At 46.6% G+C, this 18448-nt stretch carries 16 protein-coding genes; 11 read left to right on the top strand and 5 right to left on the bottom strand.

Translation table 11 applies throughout. The annotated features are described in order from the left end of the window. Window positions 1–47: 47 nt before the first annotated feature. From ACVB80_RS16850 to ACVB80_RS16860, 3 genes are all read right to left on the bottom strand, one after another. Window positions 48–878: a DUF481 domain-containing protein gene (locus ACVB80_RS16850; RefSeq protein WP_481082450.1), complete on the bottom strand. Its 831-nt coding sequence runs from the start codon at window positions 876–878 to the stop codon at window positions 48–50. 180 nt (window positions 879–1058) lie between these two features. Then, a complete protein-coding gene (locus ACVB80_RS16855) occupies window positions 1059–2387 on the bottom strand; it encodes an anaerobic C4-dicarboxylate transporter (protein WP_481082451.1) in 1329 nt (442 codons plus the stop codon). A gap of 309 nt (window positions 2388–2696) precedes the next feature. Further along, window positions 2697–3803, bottom strand: coding sequence for an HD-GYP domain-containing protein (locus ACVB80_RS16860; RefSeq protein ID WP_481082452.1), 1107 nt, complete (start codon window positions 3801–3803; stop codon window positions 2697–2699). A 107-nt stretch (window positions 3804–3910) separates the two neighbouring features. Here ACVB80_RS16860 and ACVB80_RS16865 point away from each other — a divergent pair, with 107 nt between their 5' ends. Continuing rightward, window positions 3911–7891, top strand: coding sequence for a PAS domain-containing hybrid sensor histidine kinase/response regulator (locus ACVB80_RS16865; protein WP_481082453.1), 3981 nt, complete (start codon window positions 3911–3913; stop codon window positions 7889–7891). Window positions 7892–7963: 72 nt separating this feature from the next. Here ACVB80_RS16865 and ACVB80_RS16870 read toward each other — a convergent pair whose 3' ends face one another. Further along, the gene (locus tag ACVB80_RS16870) at window positions 7964–9070 is read right to left on the bottom strand and encodes a M20/M25/M40 family metallo-hydrolase (protein ID WP_481082454.1); all 1107 of its coding nucleotides are present in this window, start codon (window positions 9068–9070) and stop codon (window positions 7964–7966) included. A gap of 250 nt (window positions 9071–9320) precedes the next feature. Between ACVB80_RS16870 and ACVB80_RS16875 the strand changes: the two genes are divergently transcribed. From ACVB80_RS16875 to ACVB80_RS16885, 3 genes are all read left to right on the top strand, one after another. Further along, complete coding sequence (locus tag ACVB80_RS16875) at window positions 9321–9980, top strand: SH3 domain-containing protein (RefSeq protein ID WP_481082455.1); 660 nt, start codon at window positions 9321–9323, stop codon at window positions 9978–9980. 171 nt (window positions 9981–10151) lie between these two features. After that, a complete protein-coding gene (locus ACVB80_RS16880; RefSeq protein ID WP_481082456.1) occupies window positions 10152–10478 on the top strand; it encodes a hypothetical protein in 327 nt (108 codons plus the stop codon). Between the two features lie 189 nt (window positions 10479–10667). Further along, window positions 10668–10916: a hypothetical protein gene (locus ACVB80_RS16885; RefSeq protein ID WP_481082457.1), complete on the top strand. Its 249-nt coding sequence runs from the start codon at window positions 10668–10670 to the stop codon at window positions 10914–10916. A gap of 21 nt (window positions 10917–10937) precedes the next feature. Here the strand turns inward: ACVB80_RS16885 and ACVB80_RS16890 are convergent, their stop codons facing one another. Further along, window positions 10938–11465, bottom strand: coding sequence for a YcxB family protein (locus ACVB80_RS16890; RefSeq protein WP_481082458.1), 528 nt, complete (start codon window positions 11463–11465; stop codon window positions 10938–10940). Between the two features lie 176 nt (window positions 11466–11641). Here ACVB80_RS16890 and ACVB80_RS16895 point away from each other — a divergent pair, with 176 nt between their 5' ends. The 7 genes from ACVB80_RS16895 (at window position 11642) to ACVB80_RS16925 (ending at window position 18432) form a co-directional block, all read left to right on the top strand. Next, window positions 11642–11836 (top strand): hypothetical protein, encoded by a 195-nt coding sequence (locus ACVB80_RS16895; protein ID WP_481082459.1) that lies wholly within the window; start codon window positions 11642–11644, stop codon window positions 11834–11836. Window positions 11837–12774: 938 nt separating this feature from the next. Further along, window positions 12775–13176: a hypothetical protein gene (locus ACVB80_RS16900; RefSeq protein WP_481082460.1), complete on the top strand. Its 402-nt coding sequence runs from the start codon at window positions 12775–12777 to the stop codon at window positions 13174–13176. A gap of 3 nt (window positions 13177–13179) precedes the next feature. Then, window positions 13180–13725 carry a hypothetical protein gene (locus tag ACVB80_RS16905; protein WP_481082461.1) on the top strand — a complete coding sequence of 182 codons (546 nt, stop codon included), beginning with the start codon at window positions 13180–13182 and terminating at the stop codon, window positions 13723–13725. A gap of 85 nt (window positions 13726–13810) precedes the next feature. Next, window positions 13811–14380, top strand: coding sequence for a hypothetical protein (locus ACVB80_RS16910; RefSeq protein ID WP_481082462.1), 570 nt, complete (start codon window positions 13811–13813; stop codon window positions 14378–14380). Between the two features lie 475 nt (window positions 14381–14855). Next, window positions 14856–15347, top strand: a complete 492-nt coding sequence (locus tag ACVB80_RS16915; protein WP_481082463.1) for a deoxycytidylate deaminase — start codon at window positions 14856–14858, stop codon at window positions 15345–15347. Window positions 15348–15818: 471 nt separating this feature from the next. Further along, the gene (locus ACVB80_RS16920; RefSeq protein ID WP_481082464.1) at window positions 15819–16949 is read left to right on the top strand and encodes a radical SAM protein; all 1131 of its coding nucleotides are present in this window, start codon (window positions 15819–15821) and stop codon (window positions 16947–16949) included. A 371-nt stretch (window positions 16950–17320) separates the two neighbouring features. Then, window positions 17321–18432, top strand: a protein-coding gene (locus ACVB80_RS16925; RefSeq protein WP_481081072.1) for an IS3 family transposase whose coding sequence is annotated in 2 segments (ribosomal slippage) — window positions 17321–17573 and window positions 17573–18432 — 1113 coding nt in all. Because the reading frame shifts where the segments join, the coding sequence is not laid out codon by codon here. The last annotated feature ends 16 nt before the right edge of the window (window positions 18433–18448 follow it).

Genomic DNA, 18448 nt, shown 5'->3' on the forward strand with positions numbered 1-18448 from the left:
CAAGCGCCGGTCTTTGAGTATGTGTACCGGATGTTGTGCGACAGGTGTCAGAACTGGTAGTTCAGCGTCAGCATCGGGCCGTAAAACTGGAAGTTGACGTCGAGATCGCCGGAAGCCCCGCCATAATCAATCCCAATTTCGTAATAAGTGACAGAGCCGGTTGTGCTCAGGTTCTCTGTGAAGTTATACGTCACGCCAAAGCTGGTATCGATAAGCAGTCCTTTGATTTCCTGATATTTGATATAGAAAAACTGTGAGTGGGCTGTAATGGACCAGTCATCATTAAACTTGTAACTGCCGAGCAGGCCAAAGTTGGGTAACGGTGCGGTTACGTCCTGGAAAATCGGGTTACCAATATCATAAATTTTTTCATCATCATCTAACCGGCCATCAATGGCCCCGGTAAATCCGACTTCGATTTTCATCAGGTGGAGGCCGCCGATGACTTCAATATCCCAGTCTTCGTCGTCAAAAAATTTGTAGCCATAGGCTAAGCGGGCGAGGTCGATGTTGAGGGTTGAGGTGATCTGGCCACCAACCTGCGCTTCGTAGATCTTATCGTCCCATTCGATCCTGAATGGTTTGCTCAGTGCTCCAACGGTGGCTTCCCGGTGAAGCCTGCGCCAGTCGAGATACATAGCGTGTTTGTCATTGAAGCGATAAGCAACCTGGAGATAAGGCAGAAGCTCCTGTTCTTTCAGATCCAGATCGGTCTCAAAATCGAGCTCTTTATCGATGCCTGTAATTGGCTCGTAAACGCCAATGCTGGTATTAGCTTTTGAAAGAAACCCGCCCACAGCCACTTCAAATTCCCCCGCACCGGCTCCTGCTGGCAGCAGCGCAGCGGTCAACAGCAGGGGATAATAACTCATTTTCATCCGGCCCATCCTTTGGCTGATTTTAATTTCATTTCAGTTAATTATAAGCAGCTGTTATGGATGTGGCTATGAGGTGAAACAGTGAGAGAGGCGGGAGGGATCACATTACAGACAAATGCGTAAAGGTATTGATTGTAAAGCAGGATAAGAAAACAGCGCCCGGAGGCGCTGTTATGAAGATTAACCGATAATCATCTGTCCGAGCACGTAGCCAAGACAGCAGGCACCGATCACGCCGATAAGACCAACGGACATGAAGGAGTGGTTGAAGTACCACTTACCGATTTTGGTGGTTCCTGAAGTATCGAAGTTCACTGTTGCGATATCAGACGGGTAGTTCGGGATAAAGAAGTAACCGTATACCGCAGGCATGATACCGATCAGCAGCGCCGGATCCAGGCCCAGACCCAGACCAACCGGCAGCATCATACGTGCTGTGGCTGCCTGAGAGTTTACCACTACCGATACGATGAACAAGGCAAGTGCGAAGGTCCATGGATACATGGTTACCATCTCAACGATACCTGAGCGGAACTGAGGCATAGCGTACTTGAAGTAGGTGTCCGACATCCAGGCGATACCGAAGATAGCGATAGCTGCCACCATACCGGACTTGAATACCACGCCGTCAGGCACGTCACGCGGGTCAGTTTTGGTTGCCAGCAGGATCACACCACCAAACGCCAGCATCATCATCTGAATGATGACAGACATCTTGATAGGCTTCTCACCGTCTACGATGGTGCGGATTTCCGGCACCATCGCGATCACAACGATAGCCAGAATGGCAGAGATAAAGATAAGCACAGAGTTACGCGCAGACGTTGGCAGTACTTCATCCAGTGAAGTTGCGGTTGTGCTTTCGATTTTCTCGCGCCATACCGGATCAGCCAGACGTGCCTGGTACTCTGGATCTTCATCCAGTTCTTTACCACGACGGATGCTGTAAAGAGACATCAGCAGCGTACCGAACAGGGTTGCCGGTACTGTTACCATCAGGATAGACAGCAGAGTGATTTCGTGGTTGATATCAGAAAGCTGCGCCAGGTAGTAAACTACTGCGGCAGAGATAGGCGATGCGGTGATTGCAATCTGTGATGCAACGGAAGCGGCCGCCATCGGACGTTCCGGACGAATACCGTTTTTAAGCGCGACGTCACCAATGATCGGCATAATGGAGTATACCGCATGACCGGTACCCAGCAGGAAGGTCATGGTGTAGGTAACAAAAGGAGCGATCAGTGTTACGCGGCGTGGATTGGAACGCAGCAGACGTTCTGCGACCTGAAGCATGTACTTCAGACCACCGGCGGCTTCGAGTATCGAAGCACAGGTCACTACGGCCAGAATGATCAGCATTACGGTAATTGGCGGAGAGGTCGGAGGCATCTTGAAAATAAATACTTCCACCACCAGACCAATACCGGATACCACACCCAGACCAATACCGCCGAAGCGGGAGCCGATATAGAGCATCAGCAGGAGGAACAGGAATTCAAAATAGAGCATGCACATATCCTTGTTTAATATACGTTGCTACTATTTTCCCGCTTATTGCATACAAATAAATTTGCCCTGTTCACATTTTATTGCGCTTTGTGTCTGAATGTTTCTGAATCTGAACCCTGTCACGTCTGCAGCTGCGAAAGTTATCAGTATATACTCCTGATGTAAGTAAGCTGTAAGAAATCCTTGGTGGATTTTGATGGATTAATTTCGGTAAACCAGTCTGGGTGCCAGGTCGTACCTGTCAGCCTTATTAATTTCTGTCAATTCAAGTGATTATCTGAGCACTGAAAGGAGAGAAAGAGGGCGTGATCAGCCCTCATCACCGTAGAGGTTGGCTATCTGGATAAACATCATTTCCTGCTTCAGGAAGGCATCGATGACGTCCGGGTCAAAGTGCTCTCCGGAGCCGGTCAGAATGATAATTTTGGCTTCTTCATGGGAGATGGGATCTTTGTAGATCCGGCGGCATCGCAGTGCATCGTAGACATCGGCCACCGCCATCAGGCGGGCGGAAAGGGGGATTTCAACTTTACTCAGTCCATTGGGATAACCCATCCCGTTCCACTTCTCATGGTGGTAACAGGCGATTTCTTTTGCCACTGAAATCAGCTCATTTTTGGTGCCGGATAACTGCTCGGCACGTTCGAGCGCTTTAAACCCCAGCGTGGTGTGGTTCTTCATGATCTCAAATTCTGTGGTCGTCAGCTTTCCCTGCTTAAGCAGAATGGAATCGGCGATACCAACTTTGCCGATGTCATGCAGTGGCGCGGCTTTAAACAGGGTGTCGATGGCCTGTGGGGTCAAAAGGTCTTTGTATTTAGGCATGGTCGCCATGTGCTCGGCGAGTAACTTCACATAGTGTTGGGTGCGCAGGATATGGCGGCCGGTTTCAGGGTCACGGGTTTCAGCCAGGCTGGCAAGGGCGAATACGACTGCGTCCTGCATTTTATCCAGCTCTCTGGAGCGTTTTATCACCTCTTTTTCAAGGTAACCGTTCTGGTCTTTAAGAATGTCTTTGGAGCGTTTGTTCTGGAGATGAGTCTGCACCCGTGAGCGAAGCAGGGGAATGCTGATGGGCTTGTGCAGATAGTCAGCAGCGCCCAGTTCAAAGCCGAGTTTTTCATTTTCCAGTGAGTCTTTACCGGTCAGAAACATCACCGGGATATGCTGGGTTTCCGGATTGCTCTTCACGTGTCTTATTACGTCATAGCCGGACATTTCCGGCATTACGATATCGAGCAGGATCAGATCGACAGAAAACTGCTTAAGGATATGAAGCGCCATCATGCCGGATTTGGCCGCTTTGATGTGGTAACGGTCGACCAGTCCCTGGGCCATAAAGGCCAGGTTATCCGGTGAGTCGTCAACGAGCAGTACGGTGCAGTCTTCCAGATTTTCTACATGACTGAGAGGCATAGGCGTGTCCACAAAAATAGAGGGGTTTTCTACTTGTTTCTTATCTCATCTCTAACTATAGCTAATAAAGGGATCTTGTCGCAGGCAGATTAAGGGGGGGATGAAAAATGGGCTCAATTCGAACATGGTTTTCGCTGCTGTTTATGGTGATGGGGATATGCTCGCTGGTGATCTCTTCTGTCACGACCCAATCAACCAAACTACGGGAAGAAAATCGTGTTCAGATGGAGACTCTGTATCAGTTTTCGTCATTATCTCAACAGCTTAAACAGAGCTTTGATCTTCTGACTCAATACGGAAGGGCGTATGCCTCAACCGGCGATGAGCGATGGGAAACGATGTTTAACCGGGTGATGAAAGTACGCAACGGTCAGCTTTCTGTTCCGGACAAAGCAGAGTACGAGTTCTGGGATAAGGCCGCTGACAACATGTTTTTTGGTAACGGTGAGAAGTTGTTTGGGCCAGCCGGGCCATCCCTTATGGATCAGATCCGGGACTCGGGTATTGAACAGGCCGAGTTTCTCGATATGAAAGCGGCGCTGTTGCTGGCAGATGAACTGGAAGACATTGAAAATGAAGCTTTTCTGGCGGTAAAAGGATACCGCCTTGATGACAGCGGGCTGGAGCAGTTTACCGGTACGCCGGATCTCGAATATGCCCGTAAGCTGATGTATGGAAAGCGTTATGCCGACGAGAAAGCCGGATTGATGCGTGCGATAGGCTCTGCCCATAGTGCCATCGTGAATCGCATTCAGTCAGACATTGACAGTACTAAGGCTTCAGAGGAACATTTTCTTTCGCTGTACGAGTTATGTATGACGATTTTGCTGGCCTCTATTCTGATCTCATTCATTCTGATGTGGCGTTTCTATATCAGTCCGCTGAGTCAGCTGTTGCAGACGGTGGTTCATCAGGTAAAAGAGCAAAACTATGCCTTTACCATAGAGCAGAAAGCCTATGCCGAAGTGAAGAAGTTCATCGACAGCCTCAACGTGGTCTTCCACCATATTGGCGAGCAGCTGAGTCAGAACACCCTGGTAAAAGACTTCAACATTGTGCTGCGTACCAGTAAGTCAACAGAGCACCTGTGCCGGGGTGTGACCCAGTTTCTGCTCCATCAGTTTCCGGTGCAGCAGGTTGGTATTTCCATCTATCAGGACAGCAAACTGATCCGTATTGCCGGAGCCGGGTTCGAAGAGGGGGCAGCATCGGTGCTGACCGAGCCGAGTACCACTCAGCTTAATGTGCTGTTGTCCGGCACGCCTTACTGCATGAAAGAGCTGAGTGGTAACTATACTGTTCCGCTTAACGGCGGCGCACTGTCACTTAACGAGCTCTATTATTTCCCGCTGTGCGTTAATGGCCAGCCCGTGGCGCTGCTTGAAATTGGCACATCTGTCGAGCTGACTCCGCGTCAGTATGAGTGGCTGACTGATATGCTTGATGATTTGTCGGTCAGTATTCAGCTGAGTCAGAATGTTGAGCTGCAGCGCAAGGCAGAGCAGAAAGTGCTGGATCAGTCCCAGCTCAATCAGGAAATTCTCAATGCGACGCCAAATCCTATGTATTGCCTGTCCGGTACCGGTCAGTATCTGACGGTGAATGCCAAATTCAACGAGCTGACGGGACACAAAACCGAAGATATCGTGGGCAAAACGCCGGTTGATCTCTTCAGCGGGCAGTCGGCGTCGGATATGTTCGACAAAGTGCATCAGGAGCTGTTTGAGAAGCAGGGCAGCCGGAGCTATGAAGTCTCCCTGTATGATAATGAGCATCACTCGCGGGATATGCTGGTGTGTGAGGCGACGTTCTGTAACAGCGCGGGGCGGGTATCGGGCATTGTTGGCATACTGCTGGATCTGACCGAGCGTAAACAGATGGAAGCCGAGCTGCGTCGTGCTAAAGAGATGGCCGATGCCATGAGCCAGGCAAAAGGGGACTTCCTTGCCAATATGAGCCACGAGATCCGCACGCCGATGAACGCCATTTTGGGTATGGTTCACCTTGCACTGAATACGGATCTGGATTCAACCCAGCGTAAATATCTCTCGCGGGTGAATGAGTCTGCCAAGAACCTGCTGGGGATCATCAACGATATTCTCGACTTCTCCAAAATTGAGGCGGGTAAACTGAGCGTTGAATCGATAGATTTCAGTCTGGATGAAGTGTTCGATAACCTGACCAATGTGATCTCCTTCCGCGCCCAGGAGAAGAATCTGGAGTTCCTGCTCGATGTGGATCCAAACGTGCCGGTCGGGCTGATTGGCGATCCGCTGCGCCTTGGCCAGGTGCTGGTCAACCTGTGTGGTAACTCGGTTAAGTTTACCGACAAGGGGGAAATTGTCGTGTCAGCCTGTGTGGACAAACTGACTGATGATGAAGTGGTGCTTAAGTTCTCGGTTCGGGATACCGGTATTGGCATCGCGAAAGAGAAAATTGACGATCTGTTTAACGCCTTTTCTCAGGCGGATACCAGTATTACCCGCCAGTTCGGCGGCACCGGCCTTGGCCTGAGCATCAGTAAGCAGCTTGTTGGTCTGATGGGGGGCGAGCTGAATGTGACCAGCGCGGTAGGCACCGGCACCACCTTCACCTTTACCGTCACCTGTGGCCTGCAGGAAGCCAAAATGCGGGATATTTCCAAGCCGGTTCACGGATTGTCTGATAAATACGCCCTGATCGTTGATGATAACGAGTCTGCGCGCCGCATCATGATCTCCCTGCTGTCTGCGATGAACTTTAAAACCAAAGCGGTCAGCAACGGTTTTGAAGCCCTGGATGAACTGCGGGTGAACACATTCGATATGCTGTTTGTTGACTGGAACATGCCAGGCATGAACGGAATGGAAATGCTGCAGACGGTTGAGCGCGAATCCCTTTCTCCGGGCTCGAAGAAGTTCCTCGTCACCGCGTATGGCCGGGAGATCTCCCTTGAAAACGAAAGCGGGCGGCTGGTAGATGCGCTGATCGTTAAACCGGTTAATCCTTCCAATCTGCTCGATGCCATTATGGACAGCTACGGTATTGACCATATCTCCCATGAGTCGGTACGGATTGATGACACCAAACCGGAATTTGATGGCCAGGTACTGCTGCTGGTGGAAGATAACGAAATCAATCAGGAAGTGGTGGTCGGGCTCCTCAAGGGCACGAAACTGGACGTTCTCACCGCTGGAAACGGCCAGGAGGCGCTGGAGGCGATGCGGACCAACGCCGTCGATATTGTTCTGATGGATATGCAGATGCCGGTCATGGATGGTATTACCGCCACCAGGAAAATCCGCGAGGAGCCTCAGTGGAAAGATGTGCCGATTATTGCCCTGACGGCCAACGCGATGCAAAGCGATGTGAAAAAGTGCACCGATGCAGGCATGAACGATCACATTGCCAAGCCAATCGAAGTGCAGTACCTCTATCGGCTTTTGACTAAATACATTAAGGCTTCAGGTACTGCGACTGCAGCTCCGCCACCGGCTGCTTCAGATGACCCCGATGTTCCGAAGCTGACAGGGATAAACGTGGCCGAAGCCATTGTAAATACCGGCGGTAATCAGGAGAACTATCTGCATATTCTGGCCCATTTTGCCGAGATGCAGCAGACCGAACTGGTGAAATTCAGTCAGGTTCTGGCAGAGCAGGACTGGGAAACCGCAGGCCGTATCGCACATACACTAAAAGGTGCTTCAGCCAATCTGGGCGTAACGCGCCTGACTCAGCTGGCGGTCAAAATAGAGAAATCACTTGAGCGGCAGGATCCGGATGTATCTGCTGAGCTTGAACAATGTAATCAGGTGCTCGATACCCTGCAGCAGGAACTGGAGATGCTGGAGCAGTCATCCGCACCGGAGCCGGAGCAGACCGCTGATGCTGATTGTGATGAGTACGCTATGTATCGTGAGCTGGTCACCCTTGTGAATCAGTACGATGTGGGAGCGATTGAGGTGATTCAGAAAGCGGCCGGTTGCAAACTCTGGACGCCGGCGCAAAAACAGGAGCTGATAGAAGCGATAGAGGGGTTTGAGTTTGAAGCGGCGAAAGAACTGTTGTCCCGTTACCCTAAACCTGAGCCGGAAGAGGACACGGCATAACCGTAACAGATAAAAACAAAGCCAGTTAGCGGACTAACTGGCTTTTCTTTCGCTCAAATGAAAGCAGGGGACTTAGTGAGTCAGGTGCTGCTTCATAAAGCGGGTGATGTTCACCATGTCTTCGATTGCGATGAACTCTTCAGTGGTGTGAACCTTAGCCATACCGGTAGACAGGTTAACTGTCTTCAGGCCTTTGCTGTTGAAGATGTTTGCATCGCTGCCGCCACCGGTTGATTTGGTTTTTGGCTCGATACCAATGGCTTCAAAGCTCTGCTTGATGCTGGCTACGTGCGCGTCATCGTCAGAGATCTTATAAGCGTTGTAAGCACGTGACGAGATGATTTCAACTTCAGCGCCATGCTTGTCAGCGGCTGCGCGGAAGGTCTCTTCCATGTGAGCAACCTGCTTAGCCAGTTTTTCATCATCCAGAGAGCGCGCTTCTGCTTCGATGAACATTTCTGGCATTACGATGTTGGTCGCCTGACCACCACGTACCACACCGATGTTTGCGGTGGTTTCTTCGTCAATACGTGACAGTGTCATGTTGGAGATGGCGTCAGAAGCCACAACCATGGCATTGATGCCTTCTTCCGGTGCCAGACCCGCGTGAGCCGGACGACCTTTGATGGTTACTTTGATGTTCTGCTGGCCAGGAGCAGAAGTGATGATAGTACCGATAGGGCCGCCTGAGTCCAGAACGATAGCGCTGTTTGACTCGATGTGCTCCATTTCGAAGTTCTGAGAGCCGTGCAGGCCGCCTTCTTCGTGAACGGTGAACGCCACTTCGATAGTTTTGTGCTCGCTGCCTTCTTCCTGAATGGTTTTAACCGCTTCGATCAGAGCTGAAATGCCAGATTTATCATCGCCACCCAGGATGGTGTTACCTTTAGAGCGAATGATGCCATCTTCGATGATTGGCTCAATGCCGTTACCTGGGGTAACTGTATCCATGTGGGCGCTGACCAGAACGCTGCCTTCCAGTGAGCCTTTCAGTTTGCCGTAAACGTTGAAACCGTTAGAAACGGCTTCTGGCACAGCCAGCTTTTTCACTTCAAAGCCCAGGTTGCCCAGTTGCTCTGCAATTTCCTGGCTCATCGCCAGTTCGTTTCGTGATTCGCTGTCGATACGGACAAGTTGAGTGAAGTGCTCAACCAGACGTTGTTCGTTAATCTGAGTCATGGTAATTCCACTGTTACGTTAGTTTGCTCCAAATATACCGTTATAAAATGGGGGATGATTCCGTTCAGATCAACTATATTCTGAATATCATCCTGATCTTGTAACAGATGATGAACGTTTATTCTGCTGCTGGTAATAATGTGGTTGTTTTTGATGCTCGTGGCAAATATATACTAACCGCCGGTTCACAAAATGCCGGGAAGGTGCCATGCTCAGAGTATCAGGCCCTTTCTCTGCTTTTGGTATATTAATGAAGAAGATACTCATTCTGTTGGTCATTCTTGCTCTGGCCGGTGGTGGCGCGTACTACTATTTTTTCATGATGCAGCCTGCAACAGTCCCGGTTGAGGAGATGCCTGAAGAGGAAGAAGAGATTGCACCAGCCACAGAAAGCCTGATACCAGAGCTGAAACCAGACCCGGGTTTGAAGCCGGGCACCTATATCGTCAACTCATCCAGTCTTAATGTTCGCTTTGGCCCGTCTTCTGATGCGACGATTGCCAGGGTGCTGGATATTGGCGACAAAGTAGAGGTTATTGAGTCCCAAAAAGGCTGGGCGCGGATCAGTGAATACCATGAGTTCATTGACGGAGAGAAAGCTCAGTGGGTATCAGAAGACTTTCTTGGGACCGAACTGCCGGATAACTACGACGAGGTACGCTCGGCCCGGCTGGAGATTCAAATCAAGAAATCAGATGATTTCATTCTCTACCGGGATGTGTTCCTGAAAGAGTCACAAAAGCTGATAGACCAGGGCGAGTGCTCCAACCGCGATTTCGAACAAACCCGGGGCTGGCTGAAATCGCGCAATTACGCGGATGAGCCGGTTTATTACACCTATTGCGGCGGGCTGGAAAGGGAGCACAAAATCTATCTCAATGTGGCCAAATCGCAGATATTTCGTCCATAGGTACTGCCTTTATGGCCTCCGGTCTGGCGTTTGTTCCGGGCGGTAATGTATATTTAGTACAATGTTCGAATTAGTGCTTGATGTTGCAAAGCATCATGCTAAATTGGAGTTATAACTCAGCTATTGCTGTGTGTTATCAATCAGGTATTTTTTCCCACAAAGGAATGTTGTATGTACTCTTATCAAAATGACTTACTGCGTCTGCAGTCTCTGACAGACAGCATCTTTGCTAACGAATCGCAGTCCTCACAAGTTCACCTTCAGTTGGTCAACCTGGCCGGTGAAATCTCCCGCAAGGCAAAGGACACTTACATTACCGGTAAACTCAGCCACCTTCGCCTTGATACAGAGCAGGTAGCCAAAGGCGAGTATAAACCAGGTAAAGATAAGGCACTGCTGGCCAAAAACGTTGATGTATATCTGCGCATGATCGAGCGCCAGTTCCAGTACCGCATGAAGCAGTTCCTGGCGCAGATAGAAGAAGAGTTGGCTGCCTGACGCAGCGCCACTTTATATTGATTTTTCAGAAGCGGGGATCAGTCCCCGTTTTTTTTCATTTTGAATCTGTAGCTGAGGAATGTCTCAGTTTATAAATTCAGTAGTCGCATACATGCATATCTGATGTCAGAATGATCCCAACCTTACGTCACTTTCAATTACCTGTCTTTCGTATCGTAAGGAAATCGTATGAGCCCATCCTGCTTTAAACAATTCTGCCCGCACTGCGGCGAACAAACCGATCACAAAGAATTGATCCGCCAGAAACCCTCCAAATACGGCACCAGCCGTAAAGAGCAGTTTAAAGCCTTTCTGGAAGGTTTCCTTTCAGGCCGAGCCAGCCCGGCCGGCGCATCGCTGGATCTCATCGACCGCTATGTCGTTTGTCAGAAATGCGGCAAAAAGAGGCTGCAGAATGAAGGGGAGGAGTTCAGGTAAAGGTCAGCCTGAGCGAACATTTCAGGCCCGCACCTCAGACAAATCACCGGTGTGATGCTGACAAATGAAGTCATAAAACTCATCCGGTGATGCCAGCTTATCTTCCGGGAAAATCAGTATAAAGGTACTGTCGATATACAGTATGATCATTCCCTGTTCCCGGCGTACCTTTCTGATGACCTTCCACGCGTAACTGGCACTTGCACCGTCAGTAACCGCTGAAATTCCAGAATCGGTAAACTCGTATTCACTGGTGCCGAGTATTACGCCTGTTTCATCGGGCTCCATAATCCTGCGTATTCTGTAAACCTGCCATTGATTGTATGCCACCAGAAGAGAGGCGAGGATCAATACGAAAACAGCGGTCGGGATGTGAAACTTATTTGAACTGAAAAACACGCTAAACAAAGCAATGGCAACCAGAAAGCTCCCGGCAAAACTAATCAGGAACTCTTTGCTCCCGGAAGAGAGTGATCGCTGGGCGTCCTTAATAATGAATACCTGAGCTTTTCGCCAGTCCTTTATATCCAGCTGAATCTGCATTTTCATGATGCCTCCTCAGAGCGTGATGACTCATTAGTAATAGTAGTGTGGATGCATATTTTTTGCCTGAAGGGAAATAGGTTAAGTGGGAGAGGGGTGATTCTTAACGCCTTAATATGACACTCAAGGCTCTGAGGCATTCGCTAGCTGGGTCGGGTACCAACCAGCGGTTTCTGAGCATTATGTTTAGGTCACCTTTCTCCATCGTAAACAGACCTTTGCCTGCTGTTACCCCGCTCCTTGTAGATGAAGTTGAAGCAACCATCACCCTGTCCGGTGCCGGCAAGTTTAAAGCCGTAGTGGCCCGCTGGCATGACGGTGACGCAGCTCAGACCGAAACAATCCGAATCGGAGAACCAGAGGGCAGGGCAAAGTAGCTCAACGCCAACTACCCGGATGAAGCTGCAGCACTGGCAGCGGCAGAAATGCATAACCTCTAGCGAGCCGAGTACACCCTGGAAATTGATGAGTTTCTTTTCGTTCCAGGCCTGATGGTTGAGCGTAACATCAGGTTAAGTGGCCATCACCATCCGCAGTTTAATGGTGAATGGATGTGCGAGCGTGTTACCGAGAGGCTTGATGAGAACGGACATGTGCTGAGTGGGAGGTTTGTGGCGCCGAGAAACAAAGCGAAGGAAATACCCAGCCTGAACACTGCCAGCTCTAGCGCTTAGCTATGAGCAATCTATTCACTCATCACAAACTCCTGCCAAAATACACGGTTATATGTAGAGGAAGCACTCGATGCTGTGGTTATATACAGTGGTGTAAAAAGACGCTAATTAACTAGACATACAGGACATATCCGCCATCTTGATGTGCAATCTATTGCTTTTAGATCTAAGTCACAAAATTCCCAAATATGCAGCTGTAAAATCGCGACCTCTGTAAAGGAGATAGGTGGCATTGACATAGGTGAGATCTTCGACATCTTGCCGTAGATCAAGTGTTAGCTTATTGGAGGTATATTGGAAGTTTTAGACAAATATGCAAATGTACAGGATCATGATTACGACCCTGAATGGGTGAAAATTGTTCCAGATTACGAGGTGTCACTAAAAGAATACCTCGACTTTGCATATGTAGATTTTAGCGGTGGGGATAGTCGCAGTTACATTAACTCGCTCTCAAATGCGAAGAAAGCTATGCACCTACAAACTGAGACTCTAGCTGACTATTTTTCATGGGTGAGTTTTCTAAACAACGCGAGTAAATAAGCTAAGAAAATCTCGGTTCAATTCTTGCGATTTGCTTGATAAATATCAAGGTCTGACCCCGGGCACGTTTAGAAATATCGTATTTATAAGGAATGAAAATGACTAATAGACTTAACTTGTCACTTCCTGTTGTTGTTGATGTAAATATATACGAGAGGCGTCTGGTTCAGGCGATTAAAGATGCCATCTTGACCTTCGAAAATGAATTCATTCCTCGAATGGCTCAGATATGTACTCAATATGATATGAGAGCTGACTATTGTGAAGGGAGTTTGGATGTTGAGAGCATTTTGTTTGAAAATCTTGATACGAATGATGATGACGAGCTTGTCTTAGATATCACAGGTAACGCAGAAGTTACATATGATTGGTATGCTCATTATGGTTGTAAAGATATGTGTGGTGGTGATCAGGTTAGTGATCGTTGGGAGTTTCATTTGCAAGACGGTGAATTAGATTTTTCACTGGAAATTCCAGAAGAGCGTCATGATGAGTTCTAGTCTATGATAACAGAAAAAGCATTGAATATATCATCAGTAACCATAGCAATTTGTGCCGTTTGTATATCAATATGGCAAGGTTGGGAAACAAGGAAGCACAACATGCTATCTGTAAAACCTGTTCTTGTATCGGCACCTAGGCTTCCAGGAATTAGAGGTGAAAATGGTGTTTTCATTTCAAATCAAGGAGGAGGCCCTGCATTCATTAAAAGTGTCACGCTAAAAGCAAATGGGAAGACTTTTGATTTAACAAAGAATAGCTGGCCAGAAGTCTATAAACATCTTGAGATGAAACAATTGTGCTATTTTGAAAGCTGGTTACCTGTAGGTTCAATTTTAAGAAATGGACAGGAAATTAAGTTATTAGCTCCAACAAGTAGTCCTATAAAGCCAGATTGTCCAGTTGAATTCCTGAAGTTACTATCGGTATCAGAACTAGACCTCTCTCTACAGTATGAGTCACTCTACGAAGACTCTTTTACCTATACTCAGCGAATCGGAATGAGTAAAGAAGACATAAAAACATACAGTAGACTTATAGGATATTAATACATAAGAAGTATGGGGTCTTTATTGTTAGCGCAATAGATGAAAATAAGAGTCCAGTTGAAAAATACTGAATAAAGGTTTGATAATGAAAAGAGTCTTTTTGCCCTTGTTGCTTGCTTCTGTTAGTTCTAATGCTGCCGATATAAATAACGACATTAAGTCATTCTGCAAAAATAAGTGGTCTGACGATTATCAAATGCAAGCTCACTGTATAGACAAAATCAGTGAAGGATGGATGAAAATATCTAGATTAGCTGAACAGCATCCAGAAGGTACTGAACAGAATAAACTTATAAATAACTGTTGGGTTAAGTGGTACCCTCAGTTAGATATGGTTGCGTACTGTTCTGACAAACAATTATCAGCTTACAATAAAGTTACCGATTCATCAGCATCTCAGGTAAGTGACACTGAAAAGGATATCAGGATTCACTGTAAGAGTAAGTGGTCGGATGATTATGAAATGCAGAAATTTTGCATTAAAAATCAATTTAAAGGATGGAAAGCAGTTGTAAAAAAGGTAGAGAACTACGCTAAGGATAGTGAAGAATATGAGATTGTCTCACGATGCTCGAACAAATGGTATCCACAGCTAGACATGGTCGACTATTGTTCTAGGAAGCAGCTATCAGCTTACAATTCTTTGAGTAAATAAAAATATAGCAAGGCAATCAAGGGTGACGCTTTATAGCAGGCGTCTTTGGTATGTAGTTCAGTTTGCTTCGTTAGTTCAGCAAATAGCATAGGGTCAGATCTTTCTATTTACTTAGTAAATAGAAAGATCTGACCCCGAGAAAATGCTATTTATTATGTGGTGGCTGATATTTTGTTTATCTGGATTATTGCGTGCGGCTTCACTATTTTAGTGTGCGAGCATGTCATATGAAATATTAATTGAGGTGTTAAAATGGAACTTAAAGAAGCTCTCAATCTCGACTCGAATCTGCTTCTGAAGCAAACGAGTCATAGATCTAAAGGGTCAATGGCAGAGACTGATCTGTACACATATGATGTTTTGGACAAACAAGGAAACTGTGTTGGTAAGGTTGAGTATCATGACCATACGTCCGTACGAGGATTTAATAGAAGTCAATATGTAGAGTACAAAAATTCTTTAGGCGAGGTGATTCTTGAAAAAAGTTGGTAAGTCAAAGTGGGTAATGTCTGAGGAACCTATGGCAAAATGGGATATTCGATTTTGCAAGTTAGCCAGACACGTTTCATCGTGGTCAAAAGATCCTAACGCGAAAGTCGGTGCCGTACTTTTCTCCAAAAAAGGTGGAGATATCACAATAGGTTATAATGGATTTCCATTTGGCGTTGAAGACAGTGTGGAGAGACTTAAAGATAAAAGTAAAAAGTTGGACCTTGTTGTACACGCAGAGGTAAATGCGTTAATTGCAGCTGGTAGCAGGGCTCGGGGAGCAACATTATTCGTATGGGGAAAACCTATATGTTCTCGCTGTGCGGGCCCTATAATTCAAGCTGGTGTAAAAAGAGTTGTAGCTCTTAGACCGGGAAATTCTGAATCTGCATGGGACCAGAGCGGCCAAATAGCTCACGAAATGTTCCGTGAAGCTGGTATTACAGTTGATTTTTACCAGTATAATGGTGGGATATAGTGTCAAGTATACCGTTGAATAGTACTGGCCTACCTAAAAGTATTCTAAATCTGGATTAATTTACGGCTAATCTGAAAATTATAGGGTTAAGTCTGACATTTGTTTAGCAAGTATCAAGACTTGACCCTGAGTTATTTTCAGTTGTTTAGGTTCGGTGTCAGCGTCATTGATACCTTAATTTGCTGTTATGTGACTTACGATTAGTTAAAGACGATTAAAATAAGAAGTATAGGAGTAACTAAAGATCTATGTATGATGTCTATTGTATTAGTGCAGGGCAATTGACAGTAAAGAAAGACGCAAACATAGTTAATAAAAAAAAACAACTATCTGAATTATGGGCTTTTATCTTTAGCGTCGATTATTAAACGAACCGGACTGTCTCCTATCCAACTACATGGACACTTTTCATCACCAAGAGGTTTTACTGATTACTGTATAGCGCTTGGTATTGTAAACACAAAGTATCCGGTGTTTATTTCCATTCCAAGTTTTTATGCGATTGGTTGGGTAAACGAATTTACCCATATACTAAAAACAGAACTGAAGATTAAAGATATAATCATTGGTGGTCGTTGGGTTATTGATGGCGAAGCTCATCAATTGGAAAGGCTACTTCCATACGTCGATAAAATAGTTGATGGTTTAGGTGAAAATCAAATTGCAATGTTATTGGGAAGACAAGTTGAACATATTTCTAGTTATGTGCCGCTTCAGTATGACTTGGTTGATAAAAGGGAGCTTTATCAACCGAGCATCGAAGTTTCACGGGGTTGCGGAATGAAATGCGACTTTTGCCAGGAACGCTATGAGAGGTTGCAACCATTGAAATCGCCTACGGTAATCTCATCAGAAGCAGCAGAGATTCTGTTTATTGATGATTTAACTCCTATGTCGCCATACTTCGAAGCATCAATGTTTAAACCAACACTTCCATGGCTCAATGAGTTGGCTGAACAAAGGGAATTTTACTCGCAGAATTATCAGTGGAGAGCTGAGTCTCGAGCAGATACATTTCCACTTAACCAGGTTTCGTCACTGTCAAATGCAGGAATGAAAGTGTTAGACCTTGGCTTAGAAAGTGCGAGTCCTACTCAGATTGAAAGAATGGGTAAGTCTAAAACACCAGAGCGTTATTTGTCTCGAGCTTCTATGCTCCTTGAGAACGCCTGTGAGGCTGGTATTGATGTTAAAGTTAACGTTCTGCTTTATGCGGGTGAGTCGCATAAGACAATAGATGAAACATATAAATGGCTCGATAAACACAGACAATATATAAAAGGTGTCTCCGTTGGTCCTGTTTTAGCTTTTGGTTGGGAAAATAAAAAATCAGATTTTATCAAAAGTTTGCGCTCATTAGGTGCTACTGTAGAAGAGAGTGTATCGTTTACAGGGGTCACAAGTTTCAATTTGAGCTCATCGATAAATCACTCCGATTCACTACGAATATCTAGAGAAATATCTAGAGATTTCATGACAGCTAGGGATTATTTTGATTTGAAATCTTTTTCATATTTTCCACGTGATTATTCATACAGCGATTTTATTCTGGACATTAAGACTGAGAATGGTAACTATCCATTTGATGTTAGTGAAGTGTAGGCAAAATCGTCATGTAATAAACAACTATGGCCTCATGAGATTTCTTGTTATCCCATGACTCTCATCACCTTCGAAACAACTTCCTGCTGATCCTCCGTTAGCCCTGAAAACAGGGCTAACAATCCACAAACTCACGAAACATAGTGCACCGCCTGCCAGACAGTTGAATGAAGTAAGTCAGTACTGTGACCACTTTACCCAGGTAAACAAAAAGTATCTGAGCCGCAAGTTCTCGTATTACAGAGATGCAGTTGGGGTAAAACGCAGTCTTCCGCCTGAGTGCCGGCCAACATTTTGTAACCCTCCCCAAAAAACTGGTCACTAGTAATTAGAGCTTTTCCGTTTACACTGAAACAAACGGAGAACGCATGATGAAGAAATCACGCTACACAGAGACACAAATCGTCAGGATCCTCAAGGAAGTGGAAGCAGGCCGAAAGGTCAATGAAGTTTGCCGTGAATATGGCATCTCTGATGCGACTTACTACAACTGGAAATCCAAGTATGGTGGTATGGAAGCATCGGATGTGAAACGCCTGAAAGAGCTTGAAGATGAGAATCGAAGGCTCAAACAGATGTTTGCTGATCTCAGCCTTGAGCATCGCATTGTCAAAGACATTCTGGAAAAAAAGCTCTAAAGCCAGCGGTTAAACGGGAACTGGTCGATTATGTTCGCAAACAGTTCCAAACCAGCCTGAGAATGGCCTGCCGCGCAGTTGGCATCAGTGATTCGGTATATCGCTACCGGCCAGATCCTCACCGGGATGATGAGGTGATAGCCAAACTTCAGGAAGTAACTGAGCGGTATCCTGCATACGGATTTGGCAAGGTATTTGCCGTGCTCAGGCGTTGGGGGCATGCATGGAACCATAAACGGGTTCATCGTGTTTACTGTTCTCTGAAACTGAACATGCGCCGCAAGGGCAAAAAACGCTTACCCAAGCGCGAGCCCGCGCCCCTGATATGCCCGGACTGGGTCAACAGCTGTTGGTCTATCGACTTTATGAGTGACTCACTGAACTGTGGCAGACGCTTTCGCACATTCAATGTCGTGGATGACTTCAACCGTGAAGTACTCGCGATTGAAGTGGACCTGAATCTGCCCGCTCCACGGGTGATACGGGTTCTCGAACGTATCATTGCCTGGAGAGGCTATCCCGGAAAACTGCGAATGGACAATGGGCCAGAGTTTATCTCAACCGCTTTGGCTGAATGGGCAGAAAAAAACAAGGTGGAACTTGAGTTCATTCGGCCAGGAAAGCCCACAGAAAACTCGTATATCGAGCGTTTTAACCGGACGTACCGGACAGAAGTTCTGGACATGTATGTGTTCAAAACACTGAGTGAAGTCCGGGAACTGACGGAAAACTGGATGAGGGAGTACAACGATGAACGCCCTCATGAATCACTGAATGATCTGACTCCCTGGGAGTATTTAGCAAGGCATGAAAACAGGAAAACCTCTAATTTAGAATGCCACTAAAACAGGGAGGGTTACA

The sequence above is a fragment of the Vibrio sp. 9-16B-A1 genome (genome assembly GCF_056726165.1).